Annotated in this window: 19 protein-coding genes; 12 read left to right on the top strand and 7 right to left on the bottom strand. The window is 43.4% G+C overall.

The features are described from left to right. Positions 1-30: 30 nt before the first annotated feature. From ACMFL8_RS11715 to gmk, 5 genes are all read right to left on the bottom strand, one after another. Positions 31-2,328 carry a primosomal protein N' gene (locus ACMFL8_RS11715; RefSeq protein ID WP_413191079.1) on the bottom strand — a complete coding sequence of 766 codons (2,298 nt, stop codon included), beginning with the start codon at positions 2,326-2,328 and terminating at the stop codon, positions 31-33. 133 nt (positions 2,329-2,461) lie between these two features. Then, positions 2,462-2,842 carry a RidA family protein gene (locus ACMFL8_RS11710; protein WP_010201437.1) on the bottom strand — a complete coding sequence of 127 codons (381 nt, stop codon included), beginning with the start codon at positions 2,840-2,842 and terminating at the stop codon, positions 2,462-2,464. Positions 2,843-2,975: 133 nt separating this feature from the next. Then, positions 2,976-5,162: a RelA/SpoT family protein gene (locus ACMFL8_RS11705; RefSeq protein WP_010201436.1), complete on the bottom strand. Its 2,187-nt coding sequence runs from the start codon at positions 5,160-5,162 to the stop codon at positions 2,976-2,978. Positions 5,163-5,639: 477 nt separating this feature from the next. Further along, positions 5,640-5,900, bottom strand: a complete 261-nt coding sequence (gene rpoZ / locus ACMFL8_RS11700; RefSeq protein WP_010201435.1) for a DNA-directed RNA polymerase subunit omega — start codon at positions 5,898-5,900, stop codon at positions 5,640-5,642. 175 nt (positions 5,901-6,075) lie between these two features. Continuing rightward, entirely contained in the window at positions 6,076-6,702 is a 627-nt protein-coding gene (gene gmk / locus ACMFL8_RS11695; protein WP_189585402.1) for a guanylate kinase, read from the bottom strand. A 336-nt stretch (positions 6,703-7,038) separates the two neighbouring features. Between gmk and ispH the strand changes: the two genes are divergently transcribed. The 11 genes from ispH (at position 7,039) to ACMFL8_RS11640 (ending at position 17,352) form a co-directional block, all read left to right on the top strand. Next, positions 7,039-7,995 carry a 4-hydroxy-3-methylbut-2-enyl diphosphate reductase gene (gene ispH, locus ACMFL8_RS11690; protein ID WP_010201433.1) on the top strand — a complete coding sequence of 319 codons (957 nt, stop codon included), beginning with the start codon at positions 7,039-7,041 and terminating at the stop codon, positions 7,993-7,995. 1 nt (position 7,996) lies between these two features. Then, positions 7,997-8,242 (top strand): hypothetical protein, encoded by a 246-nt coding sequence (locus tag ACMFL8_RS11685; protein WP_413191078.1) that lies wholly within the window; start codon positions 7,997-7,999, stop codon positions 8,240-8,242. Between the two features lie 153 nt (positions 8,243-8,395). Next, the gene (locus ACMFL8_RS11680; protein ID WP_352309547.1) at positions 8,396-9,211 is read left to right on the top strand and encodes a thioesterase family protein; all 816 of its coding nucleotides are present in this window, start codon (positions 8,396-8,398) and stop codon (positions 9,209-9,211) included. A gap of 550 nt (positions 9,212-9,761) precedes the next feature. After that, on the top strand, positions 9,762-11,747 hold the full coding sequence (htpG, locus tag ACMFL8_RS11675; protein WP_413191077.1) for a molecular chaperone HtpG: 1,986 nt from the start codon (positions 9,762-9,764) through the stop codon (positions 11,745-11,747). Between the two features lie 319 nt (positions 11,748-12,066). Next, entirely contained in the window at positions 12,067-13,569 is a 1,503-nt protein-coding gene (locus ACMFL8_RS11670) for a C13 family peptidase (RefSeq protein ID WP_413191076.1), read from the top strand. Positions 13,570-13,671: 102 nt separating this feature from the next. Beyond that, positions 13,672-14,562: an S-formylglutathione hydrolase gene (gene fghA, locus ACMFL8_RS11665; RefSeq protein WP_413191075.1), complete on the top strand. Its 891-nt coding sequence runs from the start codon at positions 13,672-13,674 to the stop codon at positions 14,560-14,562. Positions 14,563-14,626: 64 nt separating this feature from the next. Further along, the gene (locus ACMFL8_RS11660) at positions 14,627-15,109 is read left to right on the top strand and encodes a TIGR03643 family protein (protein ID WP_413191074.1); all 483 of its coding nucleotides are present in this window, start codon (positions 14,627-14,629) and stop codon (positions 15,107-15,109) included. Between the two features lie 95 nt (positions 15,110-15,204). Then, positions 15,205-15,894 carry a ribulose-phosphate 3-epimerase gene (gene rpe / locus ACMFL8_RS11655; RefSeq protein WP_413191073.1) on the top strand — a complete coding sequence of 230 codons (690 nt, stop codon included), beginning with the start codon at positions 15,205-15,207 and terminating at the stop codon, positions 15,892-15,894. A 150-nt stretch (positions 15,895-16,044) separates the two neighbouring features. Further along, positions 16,045-16,401: a hypothetical protein gene (locus ACMFL8_RS11650; RefSeq protein WP_413191072.1), complete on the top strand. Its 357-nt coding sequence runs from the start codon at positions 16,045-16,047 to the stop codon at positions 16,399-16,401. Between the two features lie 134 nt (positions 16,402-16,535). Further along, complete coding sequence (locus ACMFL8_RS11645) at positions 16,536-16,847, top strand: hypothetical protein (protein WP_413191071.1); 312 nt, start codon at positions 16,536-16,538, stop codon at positions 16,845-16,847. Positions 16,848-17,040: 193 nt separating this feature from the next. Beyond that, positions 17,041-17,352, top strand: a complete 312-nt coding sequence (locus ACMFL8_RS11640; RefSeq protein ID WP_010201404.1) for a hypothetical protein — start codon at positions 17,041-17,043, stop codon at positions 17,350-17,352. Between the two features lie 143 nt (positions 17,353-17,495). Here ACMFL8_RS11640 and rpmG read toward each other — a convergent pair whose 3' ends face one another. Both rpmG and rpmB read right to left on the bottom strand, forming a co-directional pair. Continuing rightward, positions 17,496-17,651 carry a 50S ribosomal protein L33 gene (gene rpmG, locus ACMFL8_RS11635; RefSeq protein ID WP_010201403.1) on the bottom strand — a complete coding sequence of 52 codons (156 nt, stop codon included), beginning with the start codon at positions 17,649-17,651 and terminating at the stop codon, positions 17,496-17,498. Positions 17,652-17,785: 134 nt separating this feature from the next. After that, the gene (rpmB, locus tag ACMFL8_RS11630) at positions 17,786-18,022 is read right to left on the bottom strand and encodes a 50S ribosomal protein L28 (protein ID WP_010201401.1); all 237 of its coding nucleotides are present in this window, start codon (positions 18,020-18,022) and stop codon (positions 17,786-17,788) included. Between the two features lie 485 nt (positions 18,023-18,507). On the opposite strand from rpmB, the gene ACMFL8_RS11625 reads away from it, so the two are divergent. Beyond that, a complete protein-coding gene (locus ACMFL8_RS11625; RefSeq protein WP_413191070.1) occupies positions 18,508-20,820 on the top strand; it encodes an Ig-like domain-containing protein in 2,313 nt (770 codons plus the stop codon). The last annotated feature ends 38 nt before the right edge of the window (positions 20,821-20,858 follow it).

Below are 20,858 nucleotides of genomic sequence, written 5' to 3'. Positions count from 1 at the left end.
AGTTAAAGGATCACGATTAGGAATTGGGCGTCACCAACCCACAGGATCGACATCCAAGGTTATCTTCAGATATTTGGCACTTGGCAAGGTGAGTACCGGTTGCCACCATTGATTTAATACTTGATGTAACTGTCGTCGATCTTTGGCTAGCAGTAGCAATTGTGCATGGTAGCGGCTGTTCTTCTTGCTCATCGGTGCGTCGATAGGACCAAGCACAGCAAGATTATGGCCATTAGGTAGACTGGCAATCGCATCTTTCAATGCTTGCATAGTGGCAGCAAGCGTTTTGCCTTCGCAGCGTATCAGGGCAGCATGGCTATGCGGCGGTAACCCCATCATTTTACGCTCTTGCAATAGCTCGAGAGCAAAGGACAGATAACCATCTTTTACCAGCTTTAATAACAGCTCATTATCTGGCTGCAAGGTTTGAATCAATACACGACCAGACTTATCACCGCGTCCAGCACGACCAGCCACCTGAATCATCAGCTGTGCAGTATGTTCTGGCGAGCGAAAGTCGGCGGATAAAAAGCCACGATCAGCATTGGGCAAACAGACCAAGGTAACATTGGGAAAATGATGGCCTTTGGCGACCATTTGCGTGCCTACTAAGATAGCAGGCTTACCTTCATTAATACGCTGATAGATATTCTCCCAGCTGTCTTTACGTCTGGTCGTATCACGATCGATTTGGATAATGGGATACAACTCTTTACTGGTTTGCGGATTGGCAAAAATCGCGTGCAGGTTTTCGCTGAGTCTTGTGGTACCCATCCCTTTGGCATCTAGGTTTTGACTGCCACAATCGGGGCAAACGGTGGGAATATAGGCTTGCCAATCGCAATGATGGCATTTTAAGTACGAGCTGCTTGAATAGGAATTAGATTGCGATTGACTATTGTAATGAACGGTTAAATGCGCGTCACAGCGCGGACAATCTGCCTGCCAACCACAAGCCTCGCATAGCAAAACTGGTGCATAGCCACGACGGTTTAAAAATATCAATACTTGATCGCCCGCTTCGAGCGTTTGCCGTATCGCACCAATTAATGCATCTGTCAGCCCCGTATCATAGCGTGCGCCATCATCTTGAGTCTGTTGATGGGTGCTTTGCAGGCGCGCATCAATCAGCTGCATGGTTGCAGGCTTTGCATTGCCAGGGCGAGTCTGCAGTTGGCATTCTACTAATTTGCCGTCATCGACCAGTTTTAAATGCTCAAGAGACGGGGTCGCGGTACCAAGTACGACGGGAATGTTGCATTGCAGGCCGCGATAAAGCGCGACGTCAGCGGCATGATAACGTAGGGTATCTTGTTGTTTATAAGAACCATCATGTGCTTCGTCGACGACGATAAGTCCTAAATCAGCAAAGGGATATAGCACTGCTGAGCGCGTCCCGATAATGATTTGAGCATGACCCGTGCGGCAATCTTGCCAGCCTTGTAGACGATGGGTGTTGGTCATGCCGGAGTGTAGCAAGACAATATGGGCGGCAAAACGACTGGCAAAGCGCGCGCGCGTCTGCGGGGTCAAACCAATCTCCGGTACTAAAATCAAAACCTGCTTGCCCGCTTCTAATACGGCTTGCATCGCTTGCAGATAAACTTCGGTCTTGCCACTACCAGTAATGCCGTTCAGTAAAATCCCCGTGTAGCGCTCAGCTTCGTGCACCGCAATGATAGCGTCGACAGCAAGCGCTTGCTCATCATTGAGATCGAGTGGCATTTTTGCTAATTTAACATTCGATGGTGCTTGTTTTGGCTCAATATAGCGCTCGATCAGGCCTTTATCTTCCAGCGTTTTTAAAAAACTGCGCTGCATGCCTTCTAACAGCAGTACATCTTCACTCGCACCGCGCTCACCGTGTAGCTTAAGCATATCAAATTGTTGCTTCTGCTTTTTGGCATTGGCACGAAAATCGCCATCAGCTATATGCGGCAAAATTCGCCAGTGCGTAATCAGCAAGTCTAGTGGCTTGCCTTGACGAACGAGACTGGGCAAGATGACAGCTAACACATCACCAAGCGGATAGTGGTAATAGCTTGCCAGCCAATACGCCAGCTTTAACATGCTGGCATCCAAAATAGGCTCAACATCTAAGCACTTATTAATAGGTTTGAGTTTTTTCATCGGTACGCTGCTATCCGTTTCAGCGATATGAGCGACCACGATACCGATTAAGGTTTGACGACCAAAGGACACCTCGACGCGGCTACCAATTGGCGGTATCCATGGTGAATTATTATCTGGCAAAGCATTCATATCTGCCGGTAAGCTATAGTCAAATACCCGATAAAGGGGCACGGGCAGAGCAACTTGTACCAACATAAAATACATCTCTATTGTTTGGGTATTTAAATAATGAGAATAATAGTAAGCCCAAATAGTGATATTTGGGCTTACGCTAACAACCGTTATTTTGACTCAATTACTTAAGAATTGAGTATGATGAGGCTCAAGATTATTCAATATATAGAATAGACTCAATTTCGACCACACCGCCTTTTGGTAGAGCAGCGACTTGTACGGCTGCGCGGGCAGGGTATGGCTCGGATAGGTTGGCCACGAACACTTCATTTAAAACGGCAAAATCACTTAAGTCTGTCAAAGATACATTGAATTTAACCACGTCATTTAGACTGCCGCCAGCTGCTTCACAGATAGCTTTGATGTTTTCGAACACTTGCTCAGCCTGTGCTTTAAAACCTTCTCTCAACTCCATGGTTTCAGGGTCGAAACCTAACTGTCCTGAGATATAAACGGTGTTACCGACTTTGACGGCTTGTGAGTAAGTGCCAACAGCGGCAGGGGCTTTATCAGTTTGAATGGTTTGACGAGTCATATTATATCCTTAAGGTATTTTTTTCGTTTGATTGATTGGATTTACTGACTAAAAACGAAGTAGCAAAGTTTATCATTGTTTTGGGTTATTCTGAAAATTCGAGATTAAAAGTAAGGGTATTTAACACTTCTATCTACAGCTGATAGAGTCGCATGATATTGGGAAAGCCCAGCAGCGAGCGCAGTTCGCGAATACCTTGTGCTAAGTGATTGCGACTACGCACCACAATATGAATGATAGTGTCAGTATGGCGCACATCGACCGTTTCCACCCCCATATTTAACTGGCGCAGATGGTAGATAACCTCACTAATTTGTTCGTCGCTGAGGGCAAGAGACAGCTTCAGATAAGCCGAAAAACGGACTTTGCTAGCGTGCTCGCCGGATTCATTTTGTTTGATGGCCTTATCATTGCGCCAGCGCAGCTGTATCACTTGATAAGGGTTGTCTTTGCGAATATCATCGAGCGAGAAGCATTTATGGCGATGTACCACCAAGCCGTGACGGGATAAATGACCAACGATAGGGTCGCCATAGATCGGATGGCAGCAATTGGCAAAATCAAGCTCTACCCCTGAGGCATTGACAATCAATTGTTGCGGTTGGGCATCATCATCATTTTGTTCTTTAGCCTGCAAGTCACTGACTTCGTCGCTAAATAAGCGAGTGACCACCAGTTGTGGCAGTAGCGTGCCCGAGCTAATCTGTTCAAATAGCGCATTTTTTTCTGTCAGACCACGCCATTCTGTCAAGTTTTTCCAATCGCTGTCCGTTAAATCATCGAGGCTTTTTTGATAGGTTTTTAGCGCGCGATCCAATGCTTGTTGACCATGATGCTGTTTATCAGCAGCAGATAAATCCTTAAACCAGCGTAAAATCTCTTCACGGGCTTTATTGGTCACGACAAACCCGAGCCATTCTGCCTTTGGCTCTGAGTGGCTATTTACTTCAATCTCGACCAATTGCCCGTTTTTGACCACCGTGCCCAACTTGGCTTTGTTGCCATCGATATTGGCACCGACGGCCACATTACCAACCATAGGTCCAACAGCATAAGCAAAATCAAGCGCTGTGGCTCCTTGTGATAGCTCATAAGCGCGACCTTTGGGACTATAACAAATAATCTTGCTTGAATGCAGGTAATCCATCAGCTCGCTAATCGTCGAGACAGCAGCAGTAAAGTCAGGACTGTTTTGATTTAAGCTGTCTTCATCGACCAAGTCTTTCATATTGCGTAGTGACGCCTGAATGACTGATTGACTGACATCGGAGGCGTGTTCTGCCCCGATAACGCCAAGCCTTGCCGCATTTTGCATTTGCTTGGTCAAAATAGTGACTTTTACAAAATCATTATCCCGCTCATAAATAAGGGTCAGGGATTGATTGCCACCCGGTAGTGGGCGACGAATATTGTCAGCGATATGGGTATCATCGATTTGATATTTTTTGATAAGGTAATAAGCCAGTTTGTCGCAAGCTTCAATATTGTCGAGCACAATCTCAAAAGCATAGTGACGAAGCAGCGCATTAATCTCACCGCGATTGCGGAAAAACTGTCGATATATCACCACGCGATTGTCTAATACTTTGACGAGGCCATTGAGCCCTAAATTGTTTAAGACAATAGTCAGATAGCTATGAATAGCCTCTCTTTGAAAATTACGTCCCAATCCGTGTTGCAGCAGCTTATCTGAAATCTTGTTATACATACCAGAATCAAGATTGCGGTAACACAGTACTTCAATATAATCAGCGATGTCATTGAGACCCATCAGACGAGCAAATGGCACATAAAAATCTAACGTCTCTTGCGCCGTCGTGCGCTGTTTTTCAGGACGTACCGCATCCAGCGTCGACATATTGTGTAAGCGGTCGGCAAGCTTAATGATTAACACCCGTGGATCAGCAAGGGTAGCCGTCAGGATTTTATGAAAAGTCGCCGCTTTATTTTGTTGCTTATTGTGGGTCGAAGATTTTAATTTGGTGACGCCATCAACCAGTCTAGCAACCACTTTGCCATAACGTTGCTCGATTTGCTCATCGCTAACGTCGGTATCTTCGACGGTATCATGTAAAATCGCTGCAATAATCGTATCTCGATCTAAACGAAAACCTGCCAATATTTCAGCGACCGCAATCGGATGAGTGATATAAGGTTCCCCTGATTTACGCTTGTCTTTAATATGCGCAATATCACCGAACTCACAGGCATCAACAATATCACGGCGTTCGGCAGCAGTCAGATAGCCAACTGAACGGAGCAAATTATATTGAGCATCATCGACTAGATGATGACTGAGTTTGGGAAGGGTTTGACTCATAAAGTGACGATCCTATTTTCCATTACCTATAATTGATTAAGCCCTGTTAAGGTAAATGGTGACTGAATGAATACTAATCTATCGTTAAAGCAATATAATATCGATGTATGGATATATGGATAAAAAAGCAACCGTATGCAAGCTGTACCAGCGTATCGTTTACAAGGTTGATGCTGTCACGCTTTTAAATTGCAGCGACCATATTATAAAAGAAAACGATCATTGTAAAAAAGAGCAATAATTATAATAGAGAGCAGTAGAAAGGCGAGACCACTCTCTAATTAATCGTAAATCGTATTCAATGTCAACTGCTAAGCGCTGGTGCCAGAAAAAAACTTATAAATTTATACCCAGTGGTATGATTTTGGGCGTAAATGGCTTTCATAATAGCCAAAAGCATACAGTTGTAAACGAAAAACCACAGCATAAGCTGTGGTTTTTATCATCAATATGCATTTGCATGTCAAACAGCTTTTACTAGAAGCTATGATCGCCTGACAGTGCTAAATCCATTGAGCTAGTAGCAAAGTTATGCTCTGGCTGATTTAGAATATCGCGAGTGATTTTGCCCGCGGCAATTTCACGTAGAGCCAATACCGTAGGCTTGTCGTTATCGACTTCAACCAACGGCTCAGCGATACCTTTGGCCAGCTGACGGGCGCGCTTGCTTGCGACCAAAACCAGCTCAAAGCGATTATCAACATTATCCAAACAATCTTCAATCGTCACTCGTGCCATAAATAGCTACCTCGGTTGTTTTTATTAGTCACAGACATGGTCCGTCACTCAAATAAAAATAATATCAAAAATATAAAGGGGAATAGCTAGACATTGTAGCATTTTTTGCCTAGGTAGGTGGTTGCTTTTTATGTCTGCTCGCCAAATTAAACCCTACTGACAGGCAGTAATAACCCTACTCTTGTACTTTATTGCTTAGCAAGTTGCTAATCGTACGATGATAACGCTGCTGTTGGCGTTTTAGCGTCTGTCTATCAGCGACGATAATGGCTTTTAGCTCAGTCAAGGCGACTTCGAAATTGTCATTAATGATGACAAAGTCAAAATTCACATATTGCGCCATCTCAGTCACTGCGCCTGCTAAACGCTGCTCTATGACTTCTATCGTGTCTTGCGCGCGAGTCGACAAGCGCTGGCGTAACGTGGCAATGCTTGGTGGTAGAATAAAAACCATCGTCGCGTCAGTAAATATTTTTTTGACTTGTAGCGCCCCCTGCCAATCAATCTCCAAAATCACATCGACACCGGCCTCTAATTGCGCACGTACGCTTTGTTCTGAGGTGCCATAATAATTACCAAACACTTCAGCGTGCTCCAAAAATTTATTGTCGCCGATGGCAGTCACAAATTTATCGACATCGGTAAAATGATAATGATGACCATCAATTTCACCCGGACGCGGGACGCGAGTCGTATGGGAGACACTGACGGTCAAGTCATTGGTGGTGGCAAGTAGCTGCTTCACCAGTGAGGTCTTGCCCGTACCAGAGGCAGCGGTAATAATAAATAATGAACCTGTCATACAAAGTGTCCTAATGGGGTGTGCCCTAATAAAGTGTGCGCTAATAAAAGACGAAAAGATGTGATAGTGAAACGCCAAAGCATCAAAGGCTGGTAAAAATATAAAATGCCATCATGTAAAGTTAGAGGAACCATAACTACTGCCTAATTATAAACTGCTTTTGACACTTTTGTTTTTTTAAAGACCGACTGCGTCTATAGCGACTGGGACGGTGGTATTTTAAAAGGCAATAAAAGCAAATTATGCTAAAGTAGCGTATTGAATGCATCCCAACTTTTGACGTTAAGCTTTTGACGTTAAGCGATAAATACAAATTATCTAATGATAGGCCATCTTATGCAAATTTATCTTGCCAATCCACGTGGGTTTTGCGCTGGTGTCGATCGCGCGATTGCGATAGTCAACGAAGCATTGACCCGCTTTGAGCCCCCTATTTATGTCCGTCATGAGGTGGTACACAATAAATTTGTGGTCTCGGATTTGGCCAATCGCGGTGCGGTATTTGTCGAAGAGCTTCACGAAGTACCCGATGGCGCAATCGTTATTTTCTCTGCGCATGGGGTTTCAAAAGCGGTCGAAGATGAGGCGACGCGCCGTGATCTAACAGTATTTGATGCCACTTGTCCGCTAGTCACTAAGGTACATATCGAAGTCGCTAAATTTGCGCAAGATGGTATGGATGCGGTATTGATTGGTCATGCTGGACATCCTGAAGTTGAGGGCACAATGGGGCGATTTAACCGTCGTCATGGTGGAGAGATTCATTTGGTCGAAAATGAAGCCGATGTCGAAAAGCTGACTGTGCAGGATGGTGAGCGTTTGGCATTCGTTACCCAAACGACTTTGTCGATGGACGATACGGCACGCGTCATCGATGCACTGCGCGACAAATTCCCTAGTATCGAAGGACCGCGTAAAGATGACATCTGTTACGCCACCCAAAACCGCCAAGATGCGGTCAAAGATTTGGCCAGTCGCTGCGAGATAGTATTGGTGGTAGGCTCACCAAACTCCTCAAACTCAAATCGTTTGCGTGAATTGGCAGAGCGGATGAATTGCCGTGCTTACTTGATAGACAACGCCAGCGAAATGGACAGTAGCTGGTTTGATGGCGTAGAGAATGTGGGTGTCACCGCAGGGGCTTCAGCGCCAGAAGTATTGATTCAAGAGGTGCTACAGCAGTTGCAAGATTGGGGCGGTGACTTGCCAAGTGAGCTATCAGGTATCGAAGAGAATGTCATATTTAGTCTGCCCAAAGCCTTACGTATTCCGGTCACGCAAGTAGGTAAGTAACATGAAAAAGCACAAAAAAAAGTTCGTATTGGCCGAAGCCACAGTCGATGACATTAATAAGCAATTGAAAATTAATATGTTTGTGATTGTTATTTTGGTATTGATGCTTATGCTTAATACGGCACAATTTACGAAAGATTATAGTGTCTTATATGGTGCCCTCATTGCCATCATGGCTTTTTTCCTCTTTATAATGGCTAAGAGTCGCACGTTGCTCAATATGAAAAAGCAAGAGCTTACTAAATAAACAATAAAGGTAAGCCACGCCTGAAAATTACTAGGAAGTGATTAACAGGCTCTGGTAACGCATAACTTTTTTATACAACCATAACCACTTCTCACAACAGTTAAAAAATACTGGATGAATGAGCAAGATTTGAGACAACATTAAGGATGGTTAATGTCAGCTTATTACAACTTTATCAAACGTGAACAGCAAGACGATGGTGTGATGATCGCACATTATCAGCCCACCAAGAATGCCCAAGGCGCTTGGAATGAGCACGAGCAGCATATGGCACCAGCGACAGGATTACTGACCGCTGAGCTTAGTAGATTTGCTCCACAAGAGAATATGAGAATTGCCCGTATTAGTCTCGACATTTTGGGGCTCATACCGCTCGATGAGTTTACTGTGACTACCCGTTGTATTCGTCCGGGTAGGACCATTGAGCTGGTTGAGTCGGTGCTGAGCAGTCGTGGCCGTGATGCTATTATTGCTCGTGCATGGCGACTGATGACTCAAGATACCAGTGAGATTGCAGGGCTGGAGGATCAAAAAGCACAGTACCAACCTGAAGACTTGGCAGTCTGGGATGGTATGAAAGGTTGGCCAGGTGGTTTTATTAAAACAGTGCGCTTAGTCACTGATGCTGATCGTCGCGCTGGGCGTGGTATGGTTTGGATCACCAATGATGTTGAGATGGTCGAGGGCGAACCGACGGATGATTTGGTGCATTTATTGGGCATGGTCGATACTGCTAATGGCGTCGTGCCACGGCTTGGTCTCGGACTATCAACGTTGGAGTGGATGTTTCCCAATACTGATTTGCAGATTCATATGCATCGCGCGCCGCAAGGACGTTGGCTCGGCATTGACGCGGTACAACAGTATGGCGCTGATGGGATTGGGGTGACCAGCGCAGTGTTGCACGATATATATGGCCCGTTTGGTCGCAGCGAGCAGATTTTAACGATTCGCCCGATGCCACGTTAAATGTTGAGTAATTTTATTGTTTTAAAAAACAAAACGAAAATATATATTTAATATATTTTACAGAATTATAGTAATCGGTTGTAATGGTGTCTATCAAGACAATATTACTGCACTGAAGGTTACTATGAAAACATATATTCACTTTTCAAATAAGCTAACGACTATTTGGGATTTATTGATAGAAGCTTACTCAGAATAAAGTTTAATATAGTCAGTTCAATATAATTTCGATACAAGGAAACCGAGTGCAAGTTATACATTAGTATGCTTAGCGAGGATGACGATGTAGCGGATTCATATAGACTTGACTATATGCCTTTTTAAATGATTATGTGAGTATATGGCTCACAAAAAACACCGCCTTAGCAAACTAAGACGGTGTTTTTTATTGAATAACCCTTTTGCGCTTGAAATTTTCTTCTATGCCCCTATTAGTATAAACAGCTTAACGGTATCCAACAGGCTAGCTTTGATAATGCTATTAAAGCGGTCTTGGCAGGTTCATCGTTATTTTATAATAAGTACTTAATAGAATTCAAAGGAGTGTTTTATGAGTGAAGCAACTCAAGCTAAAGGTCTGAATCCAGAATTAAAAAAACATACGTTTGAAGCAGAAGTGGCGCAATTGCTACATTTGGTGACGCATTCGCTCTATTCTAATGCCGATATCTTTGTCCGTGAATTAGTATCTAATGCCTCTGATGCCTGCGATAAACTGCGTTTTGAAGGCACTAATGATGACAGTCTTTATGAAAACGATGGTGAGTTAAAAATTCGTATTGCTATCGATGAAGATGCTAAAACGATTACCTTTACCGATAATGGTATTGGTATGAATGAAGCGGATGCCATCGAAAACTTAGGTACGATTGCTAAGTCTGGCACCAAAGCATTTTTAGACAAATTGTCTGAGTCGCAAAAGCAAGAAGGTCAATTAATCGGACAGTTCGGTGTTGGTTTCTATTCAGGCTTTATCGTGGCAGATACGATTAGCGTAGAATCACGCAAAGCGGGCGAGCCTGCAGATAAAGGTGTACGTTGGGTATCTGATGGCACTGGTAGCTTTACCGTTGAGCCTATTACCAAAGACGCGCGCGGTACTGCCATCACGTTGCATCTAAAAGAAGAGTACGTTGAAGGCGAAGACAGCTATCTAGACCGCGCCAAAGTTAAGCGTTTGGTGAATAAATACTCTGACCATATCAGCCTACCGATTCAAATGCGCAAAGAAGTTTGGCAAGAAGACGTAGCCGATGACGAAACTGACAGCGCTGATGGACAAGCCTCTGCTGGCGGCGAAATGGTACTGACTGACGAATGGGAAACTATTAACAAGGCCAGTGCTCTGTGGACTCGCTCAAGCTCTGAGATTGAAGACGAGGAATATGTCGATTTTTATAAAAACATCTCCTATGACATGGATGCACCGCTGACGTGGACGCATAACCGTGTCGAAGGCCGTGTTCAGTATACGCAGCTGCTATACATTCCTAAAAAAGCGCCTGCAGATTTATATACTCGTGAGCAGCAGCATGGTCTCAAGCTTTACGTCAAGCGCGTCTTTATTATGGACGAGGCTGAGCAGTTGCTACCGATGTATCTACGCTTTGTCAAAGGGGTTATCGATTCAGCCGACTTGCCATTGAACGTCAGTCGCGAGCTATTGCAAGAATCGCGTGATGTGAAGTCTATCCGTGATGGTAATGCGCGTCGTATTTTGACTTTGCTGGCAAGTTTGGCCAATAGCGAAGACAGTGATAAGCAAGAGAAGTTCGCGCAGTTCTACGCCGAGTTTGGTGATGTCATCAAAGAAGGTGTGGGCGAGGATATGGGCAATCAAGAACGTATTGCCAAATTGCTACGTTATGCGACCAGCACGCAAGACAGTGTGACGACCAGCTTTGAAGACTATAAAGCGCGTATGAAAGACGGTCAAAAGGCCATCTATTACATAACGGCTGATAATTTGGCAGCGGCAAAGAACAGTCCACAGCTTGAGTTGTTCAAGAAGAAAGGCATCGAAGTTATCTTGATGACCAGCCGTGTCGATGAATGGGCGATGAACTTCTTAACCTCATTTGATGAGACACCGCTACAAAATATCGCCAAAGGCGCGGTTGATTTGGGTGATTTGCAAGACGAAGCCGAAAAAGCCGAAGCCGAAAAAGCCGAAGAAACCATGAAGCCAGTGGTTGATAAGCTAAAAGCAGCGTTAGGCGAGCGTGCGAAAGACGTGAAAGTGTCTACGCGCTTGGTTGATAGCCCAGCCTGTTTGGTCGTTGGTGAAGGTGAGTTGTCGCCGCAAATGATTCAGATGCTCCAGCAAATGGGTCAAGATGTGCCAGCGAGTAAGCCAACGCTTGAAGTTAACCCTGATCATCCATTGATTAAGAAGCTTGAGGGTAGCGAGCAATCTGACGTCGATTTTGATAAGCTGGCGCAAGTCATCTTTGATCAAGCATTGCTAGCGGATGGCGGTCAATTAGATGATCCAGCAGCTTACCTAAAACGCGTGAATGAGTTATTGATGAGATAGTGTTGAGTCGTTGATACAGAAGGAGGTCTTGTATTCAAGGCCTCCTTTTTTTAATTGATTTTCGGTCAGATTTGAGCGATTTTTTACAAATCAGCCTTATCCTCTTGACCGACAATCCGTTACAATCGCGTTAGATTGGCGAGCCATACTATTGACTCATGCTATTCGTTTTTTTGCTTATTCTATAGTGAATCAAACATAACGTCGCTGTGTGTAAGCCGCGCAAAAAATGTAAATAAATAACATTGAACGGCTGCTGCATCAAAATACTTATCATTGATTCACTTTATTTCTTTCGACTGGCTAGAGGTCTAAGTCTTTGTCACTTACGTCGCTAAAAACCGTATCGCTTCAGCGCTTTTCACTCAATTTCGCTGCCAATATTATCGCAACTTTATGGATGCTAGTGGGGTCAACGCGCGCGTTTTCTTGGGTTAAGCCCACCTTTATTCAGTTTGCGGTCTTCGCGCTATTGGCACTTGGTAGCAACGTGCTTTTCTCATGGCTGGCTGCTGAAGGCGGCAGTATTTTTAATGAGCAAGGATTGGTCAGCTATCTCATCTGGCCGATGATTATTTTATTGAGTGGTATTATTTTGGCACGGCGAGCGGGCAATCAAGCGCTGGTTTTTGTGCCTGTGGTGCTATGGTTGGTTGCTGACACCTTGTCGGCATTGTTACAAAGTCTGGTGCAGTTTTCTGGCAGTTATGGTTGGCTGCCGGACTGGAGTTATTCATTTTTACCCATTCTGTTTTTAGTGCTGTTCTTATGGCAGACGCTTGCCTTATTATGGATTTTTTCTCGTCGCATGCGCACACCATGGTGGGAGCGTATTATTGTGCTGGTAGGCGCAGTGGCGCTATTGACTATCTGGCAGCGTAATGTCGCTGATCAACCTATATTTAAGCAAATTCCTGTAGAACCGGTGTTAGAAGAGGCCGCATTGTACGAGCAACCACGTCTGTTGCAACAAGCGCTTGATGGCATTGATCCAAGTATCGATGGCAAGACTGACTGGTACTTTATGGGTGTGGCTGGGTTCTCTGATCAAAATGTTTTTCGCTCCGAGATTAATAAAGTACATGAGCTGTTCGATGTGCGCTTTGGCACCAGCGGTCATTCGCTCTCACTCATTAATAATCAGTACAGCTGGCTCGATGAACCAATTGCGACTAAGACCAGTATTTTGCGCGGCTTAAAAAGAATTGGTCGGCAGATGAATGCCGATGAAGATGTGCTGTTTCTCACGCTATCCTCACACGGCACTGAAGATATCGTGCAATTGGCGAATCCACCACTTGCGATAGATAATTTAGATGCTACCTGGTTGCGTGAATCTTTGGATGCTTCAGGTATTCGCTGGCGTGTCATCGTCGTGTCAGCGTGTTACTCAGGCTCGTTTATCGATGAATTGGCCTCACCGACCACAGTGGTGATTACTGCCTCAGCGGCTGATAAAGCTTCGTTTGGCTGCACCAACACGGCAGAAATGACTTATTTTGGGCAAGCGTTCTTTGCTGAAAGCCTGCGCGAAAATACCAGCTTTGAATCCGCATTTAAGGACGCCCGCTTACGAGTGACTGAGCGCGAGAGTGTGATGGGTTTTGAGCCATCAGAGCCACAGATGGTGATTGGTAGCCTAATGGAGACGGCGCTACCTGCGTTTGAGCAAGTATTGTTTGATAAAACCCGTCCGCCAGTCGCTAGCATTACGAATAATGCGGGTTCTACCACCGTTAATATTTTACCTAATAATACTGCAAACACCGCCTCCAACAGTACCTTTAACTTGCCAGTGGATGCTACCAGTGATATTGATTAGAATTTGAGCGCTATTTGACTTGTTATCAATGTGCTTTTTGCCTTATAAAGCGTTTTTTATAGGTCATCGTTTATTTTACCTTGGATAAAGAGGAAGTTACTCATGAACAATACTTATAATAAAAGCTTGTCTGCTAACAGCCAGCTTACGCAAAAAAGTGTGAGCCGTTGCTTTGATGGCGAGCAGCATTACTATATTCATCAATCGACAGCGACGAAAACGCCGATGACGTTCAGTATTTATCTGCCTGATGAAGCGCTCGCAGGGCGGTTATGTCCTGCAGTTTTATATCTATCGGGTCTGACCTGTAATGCTGATAACGTCACCCATAAAGCGCATTTTCAACAAAAATGTAGCGAGCTTGGTATGATATTTATCGCTCCAGATACCTCTCCTAGAACTAGTGAAGGCAGTGAAGTGCCGAACGATGAGCGCTATTTTGTCGGTCAGGGCGCAAGCTACTATGTGGATGCGACACAGCAGCCGTGGGCAGAGCATTTTAATATGCAAAGCTACATCGTCGATGAGCTATACGATTTGCTGCGCTCAGAATTTCCCATCCATAGCATGGGTATCACTGGACACTCCATGGGCGGTCACGGGGCGTTACTGTTAGGTTTTAAATTCCCAAGTAAGTTTGTCAGTGTCTCCGCCTTATCGCCCGTCTGTGCTGCCAGTGAGTCGGCATGGGGGCAAGCCGCCTATACTGAGTATTTCGGCGATGACCAATCACTATGGTCGCAAGCAGATGCATCGAAGATGATCGAAAAGGTCGGTCAGCAGTATGCCAGCATCTTGATTGACCAAGGCGCTGCGGATAATTTTTTAGCAGAAGGTCAGTTGCAAACAGGCAAACTTCAAGACGCTTGTACAAAAGCCAAGCAGCCTTTAACATTGCGTTATCAGGCAGGTCATGACCATAGTTATTATTTTATTCAGAGCGTTATCAACGACCATATCGAACATCATTGGCGCATGGCACAACTTAGCTAAGCGTCGATATCGAACTCTTTTCACTAAGCCGCTCAACACGCGCTAATGTTTAAAAGGTAAAATTATGGCAAGTTATCAAGATTTAACAGCATCTAATTCCGATGCGAACTCAATACGTGATACCCATTCAATAAGTGACACCCATTCAGAGTCTAAAAATGCGCAATCAGCACTTGCGACTATGCAAGCCGAAATGGATGCCGCTCTAAAAAATAAGCAGCATAGCAATAGTGATCAAGTCTCTAAAGCTAACTCAGATGAGTTCATCGCAAAAAATATCAATGACGCTGGTGATAGAGTGCTTGATGAGACCCAAGTCTCGCGAGTGATAGAGATGGCATGGGAAGACAGAACACCATTTGGCGCGATCGCGCATAGCTACGGTCTTAATGAAGCTGGCGTGATTAAGCTCATGCGCCAAGAGCTAAAGCCGTCGTCTTTTCGATTATGGCGTCAGCGCGTGAGCAACCGTGCTACCAAACATCAGGCGAAACGAGATTTTGGCGTTGGTCGTGCTTATTGTAAAACCCAATATAAACAGCGCTAGTGGTTTGATTCCTTAAGATTATTGCTTTAAAGGCTTAAGTTTTTTAAGTCAGTTCTTAGTATTCTTTTATTCCAACAAAATTAGGTAGCTCAATTATGATCAGTCCTTCTAAACCATATCTTATTGCACCGTCGATACTCTCAGCTGATTTTGCACGTTTAGGCGAAGAAGTTGAAAAGGTATTAGAGTCGGGTGCCGATGTGATTCATTTTGATGTGATGGACAATCATTACGTACCCAATTTGACGTTTGGTAGTATGATTTGTAAGGCGCTGCGTGACTATGGCATTGATGCACCTATCGATGTACATCTCATGGTGTCACCTGTTGATAGTATGATTGAGCAGTTTTTGGAAGCGGGTGCGAGCATTATTACGTTTCATCCAGAAGCCAGTGGACACATTGATCGTTCGTTGCAGATCATCAAAGATGGCGGTGCTGAATGTGGCTTAGTATTGAACCCAGCGACGCCATTACATTATTTAGACTATGTCATGGATAAAGTGGATCAGATTCTACTGATGAGTGTCAATCCTGGCTATGGTGGCCAGTCGTTTATTGAGGGAACTCTGGACAAAGTGCGCCAAGTTCGTCAGCGTATTATTACCAGTGGCCGAGATATCAGATTAGAAGTTGATGGTGGTGTCAAAGCCAGTAATATTCGTGCGATAGCTGAGGCAGGCGCTGATATGTTCGTTGCAGGTTCTGCGATATTTAACCAAGAAGACTATAAGGCTGCTATCGATGCCATGCGTGTAGAGCTTGCCTTGGCCAATAATAGCTAATGACGTCTAATGATTATTAATAACTGCTAATAACTGCCGTATGACGTGATAGCGAAATTGACCCAATACCACTGGGGCAAAAAAGTATTAACATGTGCTGTATAATTTATAATGATGCCTAACAGCAAGTTCCGTAAAGGTAGGTGAAATATGGACACAAAAAATTCAATCAACTCGTCAGCGTCACATGAAACAGTGGCAAGCACAGCGCAGCAACGCAGCTTAGTACCCAAAGGTATTACCATTGGCTTGGCTATGTTTGCGCTTGTCTTAAGCTTGGCAGGTTACGGCTTTCGTCTCATGGTAGGTGATGATACTGGCGAAGTATTACGCCACGCTGCGGTCATCGTGCCTGCATTTATGCTGGGCATTCCGCTGTTGTTCTGGATAGGGTCACGCATATTTAACAAGATCAAAGGCACACATATAGAAGGCTGGAATGCAATTAGCTTGGGCTATTTAACCTCTTGTATATCGATACTATGGTTGATGGGCACTTATAGTTAATTTTTTAGTCGCTAAGATGAGGTTGTTGAATAGGTATAACCTTATGAATATAACGTGGCAATATTTTTTATAAGCAGTTTTTACACACTTTTTCATCATTAAGTCATGCTCTATAAGCATGACTGGAATTTTACATGCGAATCATACCGACCAAGATTGCTAATATTATTTATCCAAAAGACTTACCAAATGGTTTATTTACCAGCTTAATTATCGCATGTCTGCTGTTAGGGCTGGCATCACTGCGTCATGGTACAGATTTACAAGGTTGGCTAAATGTCATCGAAAACTGGCTGCTTATGCTGTTGATATTTCCGACTGCTACTGCCACCGTTGCCTTGCCGTTTAAATATCGAGATCCGACGCTCGAGTTAAAGCTCATGTATTACCTCGGCATGTTTGTGGCCTTCTTATTCACCATCGCAAAACTACGCTATTGGCGTTAACTGGTTTGCAGCGTCAGCAGGCGAAAGTTGCATTGATATGTAAGACTTGCGTGACAGCCCTTGAATTCTAAGCTCAAAGCGTCCATTGTATGAGTAAGATAGTTTTACCCGCGTTACTGTCAAATGCTAGCTTTATTAAATGAATTATTAGGGTTTCTTTGCAGCGATAAACGGGATAATAAGGATAACGTGAATGCCATACGACATTGATAATGAAATAGAAGTAGACAACGAAAGTACCGATCAATTTGCAGGATTTGCCAAAGAGACCACACTCGAGCTAGTAGAGGCGGATGATGGTCGATTGTTATTGCGTGACGCTGAACAAGATGAAGCGCCGCTGATGACCATTGATTTTTCTGAAAAACTCAAAGAGTTGCTTGGTAGTGATACGCAAGCGATAGGTCAGCACATGATTCATGCAGCGATTCAGGTCATTATGCAAAAGCAGATGAGCCAATGGCATGCGCACGTCTATGATAAAGAGCCAACACACTATAGTTAATCTAATCTGCATAGCTGTTTCTGTATAGCTATTAATAATAGCGAGTAAGTTAGTAAGGCAAGTTAAGCACAAATAGTCAAAACGCCAGCAATAAAAAAGGGTATATCAATTGATATACCCTTTTTTTGTTCAAATAATAGCAATTATTTGATTTTAGCTTCTTTAAAGATCACATGCTGGCGTACTTTTGGATCAAACTTTTTGATTTCCATTTTGCCAGGCATAGTGCGCTTGTTTTTGGTAGTGGTGTAGTAATACCCAGTACCAGCGGTTGATACTAACTTAATTTTATCTCTCATGATAGCTTTCCTGTAAATGAGGGGTCTTCAAACGATAGGTACGGATCTAAAGAATTAAGTGGCTACAATAAATATAGCAGAATAGCAGCTTAAGTAACAAAGATAATCGATGTCCTTAAGCTACCAGTCGTCACTTATACTTTTTGACCTTGTGCGCGCATATCTGCTAACACTTTATCGATACCAAGTTTGTCAATGGTGCGCATACCTTTGGTAGACACACGTAGACGTACAAAACGATTTTCAGACTCTACCCAAAAACGATGGTTATGAAGGTTTGGTAGAAAGCGACGACGGGTTTTGTTGTTTGCGTGCGAAACATTATTACCCACCATAGGGCGCTTTCCAGTCACTTGGCAAACTCTAGACATGGCGAACTCCTAATCTATGAGGTATGAGTTTTTCTCATACCAGTCTGGGCAAGTTGCACGTATTTGCGGCATGGACACAGCAAGCGGCAGCTTTGCACCAAACAAAACTATATGAAGGTTGAGCTGATATGACTGTCATCTAAAGGCAAATAACAGGCTAACCAATTCAGAAAATTTTAAAGCCGACATTTATACCATAAAAGTAATGAATACTCAAATATTTTTATGATAATTGTCTGCTTCAACGCGAGCTATTATACCTGAATTGAGCGAACTATGTGATTGATTATTTAACGGTAAAGGTTAATTTTTAGTTGTAAGTTATAACAAAAGTCAGTAAAGTTGCTGTTATAAAATTAATACAATCTGTTAATACAACTGGCTTTAATGTAAATCTATGTATCATTGCCAATCTATCATGATTCTGTGTAATGTTATTTTACTTATTTGCTCGAAAAAATTACTGCCGATGCGGAGTTCAAAACATGTCATATAGCTCATTACCACTTAGCTCTAAACTATTTCAATTTACAGCGCTAACATTGGCTTTAACTCTAGCAGGCTGTGGCGGCGGTGGTACTGATACGGTTGCACCAGAACCTGATTTAGGTGTGACGCAACCTGGGACGGGTAGTGGTACTGACGGTGGGGAACAAGCTATTGGAGACATCAATATTGTTGAAGGTGCACTCTTTAACGCTGATGGCAATGTCATAAATTCAGTTAGTTTAGAAGGCGCATACTATAAGATAAAGGTAATTGATGATACTCAAAACCCTATTATAAATGCAAAAGTTGCTTTTGATATTGATGCAGAGGGTATAGAGCTTTCTCAAACGACATCAGGCTCAGTTCTTACAGATGCAGAAGGCATAGCGCAAATATTCTTGAAACCTAGTAGTGCAGAAGTTTCGGGCGCATATACTATATCAGCAAATGCGACTTATGAGCAGCAATCTGCCACAGCCAATACCACGTTTTCAGTTCAAGCGACGAACGTCTCTTTATCAGCAATAACAGTTGGATCCAATAGTTTGGCTTCAGGAGGTCAAACGCCTATTAGCTTGAAAGTAACTGATCAGGCGGGGAGTGTTTTGAGTGGTGTCTTAGTAAACCTTAATAGCAGCTGTGGTCAAATACCAGAACAAGTTACATCTGATAGTGAAGGAATGGTTGAAGCAGTTTTTAAAGCTATTAATTCAGACTCTACACTATGTAGCGGTCCAGCTAGCATATCTGCAAGTACAGGTAACTCAACTCGATCTACTAATATTATGATTGAAGCACCTCAAGCAAACTCCATTGTTTATACATCTAATGATTTGACACTTGGTATCCAAAATAGTGGTTCTTCAAGAACAGGCGAAGTAGAGTTTACAGTGTACTCAAATAATATTCCTGTAGCTAACACTGACGTTATTCTTTCACTAAAAAAATCACCTTTAGGTCTATCATTTGGAACATTGGATAATACATCTGATATTCCTGCTAGAACAGATAGTAATGGTAAGGTATCGGTTCATATTTATCCTGGCACGACGCCTGGTCCAGTGGAGATTGAAGCCATATTGGCTAGCGATCCTCGGATCAATGCTTTATCAAAAGGCATCTCTATTGCAAGCTCACGAGTTACTCAGACAGGCCTCAGTCTCTCATGGGAAAAGAACGTTTTAGACTGGTCTTATGATGGTGATAGTGCTCAAATTAATGCAAGAATGGTAGATCGTAACGGTAATGCTGTGCCAGATGGTACAGTCATTAATTTCACTGCAGAAGGTGGCAAGATTACATCTAGCTGTGCCACAGTTGATGGCAACTGTGATGTCACCTTTACAACGCAAAACCCGCGTCCAGGTGATGGGCGAGTAAGTATATTAGCAGTTGCTGAAGGTGAAAAAGACTATATCGATATGAACGAAAACAATGCTTGGGATGAAGGTGTTGATATATTAGTTCATAATATCGGTGATACATTCCGTGACGATAATGAAAGCGGAGATTTTCAGGTTGGTGAGTTTACTTATCCACTGACAACTGGGGCAAGCAATGCATGTGAAAATAATATTGATAAGTACATCAATTTAAAATTTCCATCATTGTCTGATTTGAAAAAGCGTCAGTACGAATCTAGGTATATCAATGAGTTTGTTTCACCTAACAAAGTGAATAGCTGTAACACTGATTTAGATACGGTAGTACGTTATCAAGCTGTTACTTTGCTGTCTAACGGTAACGATACGCGTTTCACTGTGGGAAGTTTAGATCAAGGTGGTAATTTTACAGTTCGAACACCTCAAGCTATTTTTAGTAGTGACACATTAATATCATTCAGAGTGAATAGCGGTGGTTTTTACGACTTAAATCCTATGCCTTCTGGTACAACGATAACTGGTGCAGGCATTGATCAAACTTCAGCAGATCCAACAGCTAAAATTGTTGCGGTAGAAAATGGATATGTGATTGAAGTAGCAGATGCTAACCCGAGATCAACGGTAATCGTAAAAGTTGGAGAAATAGAGTATACGATAACCACAAACAGTAGAGGTCAAGGTGTTTCTTCAAGGTTTGTAAATCCACCTGTAGGCGACATTAGTGTAGAAAGCAAAAACAATACTTGTGAGGCTACCCTATCAGGTGTTACTAAAGTACCTGCTAACTTAGCAACTGGTATGCCGGGTGATAACTTGGGTACTTTTACAACCTTTAAGCTGAAAAACTGTCAGGCAACGGATGAGGTTAAGATTACTGCCACTTCACCAAATGGCAATGTAACTAGCTATACTTATACTATTGGATAGTTGCTTTAGGCTTTAGAACGAACCCCTAACCTCGCGTT

It is taken from the genome of Psychrobacter sp. AT9 (genome assembly GCF_047272965.1).
GTDB classification, from domain to species: domain Bacteria; phylum Pseudomonadota; class Gammaproteobacteria; order Pseudomonadales; family Moraxellaceae; genus Psychrobacter; species Psychrobacter glaciei.
This window is presented reverse-complemented; position numbering and strand designations above follow the sequence as displayed.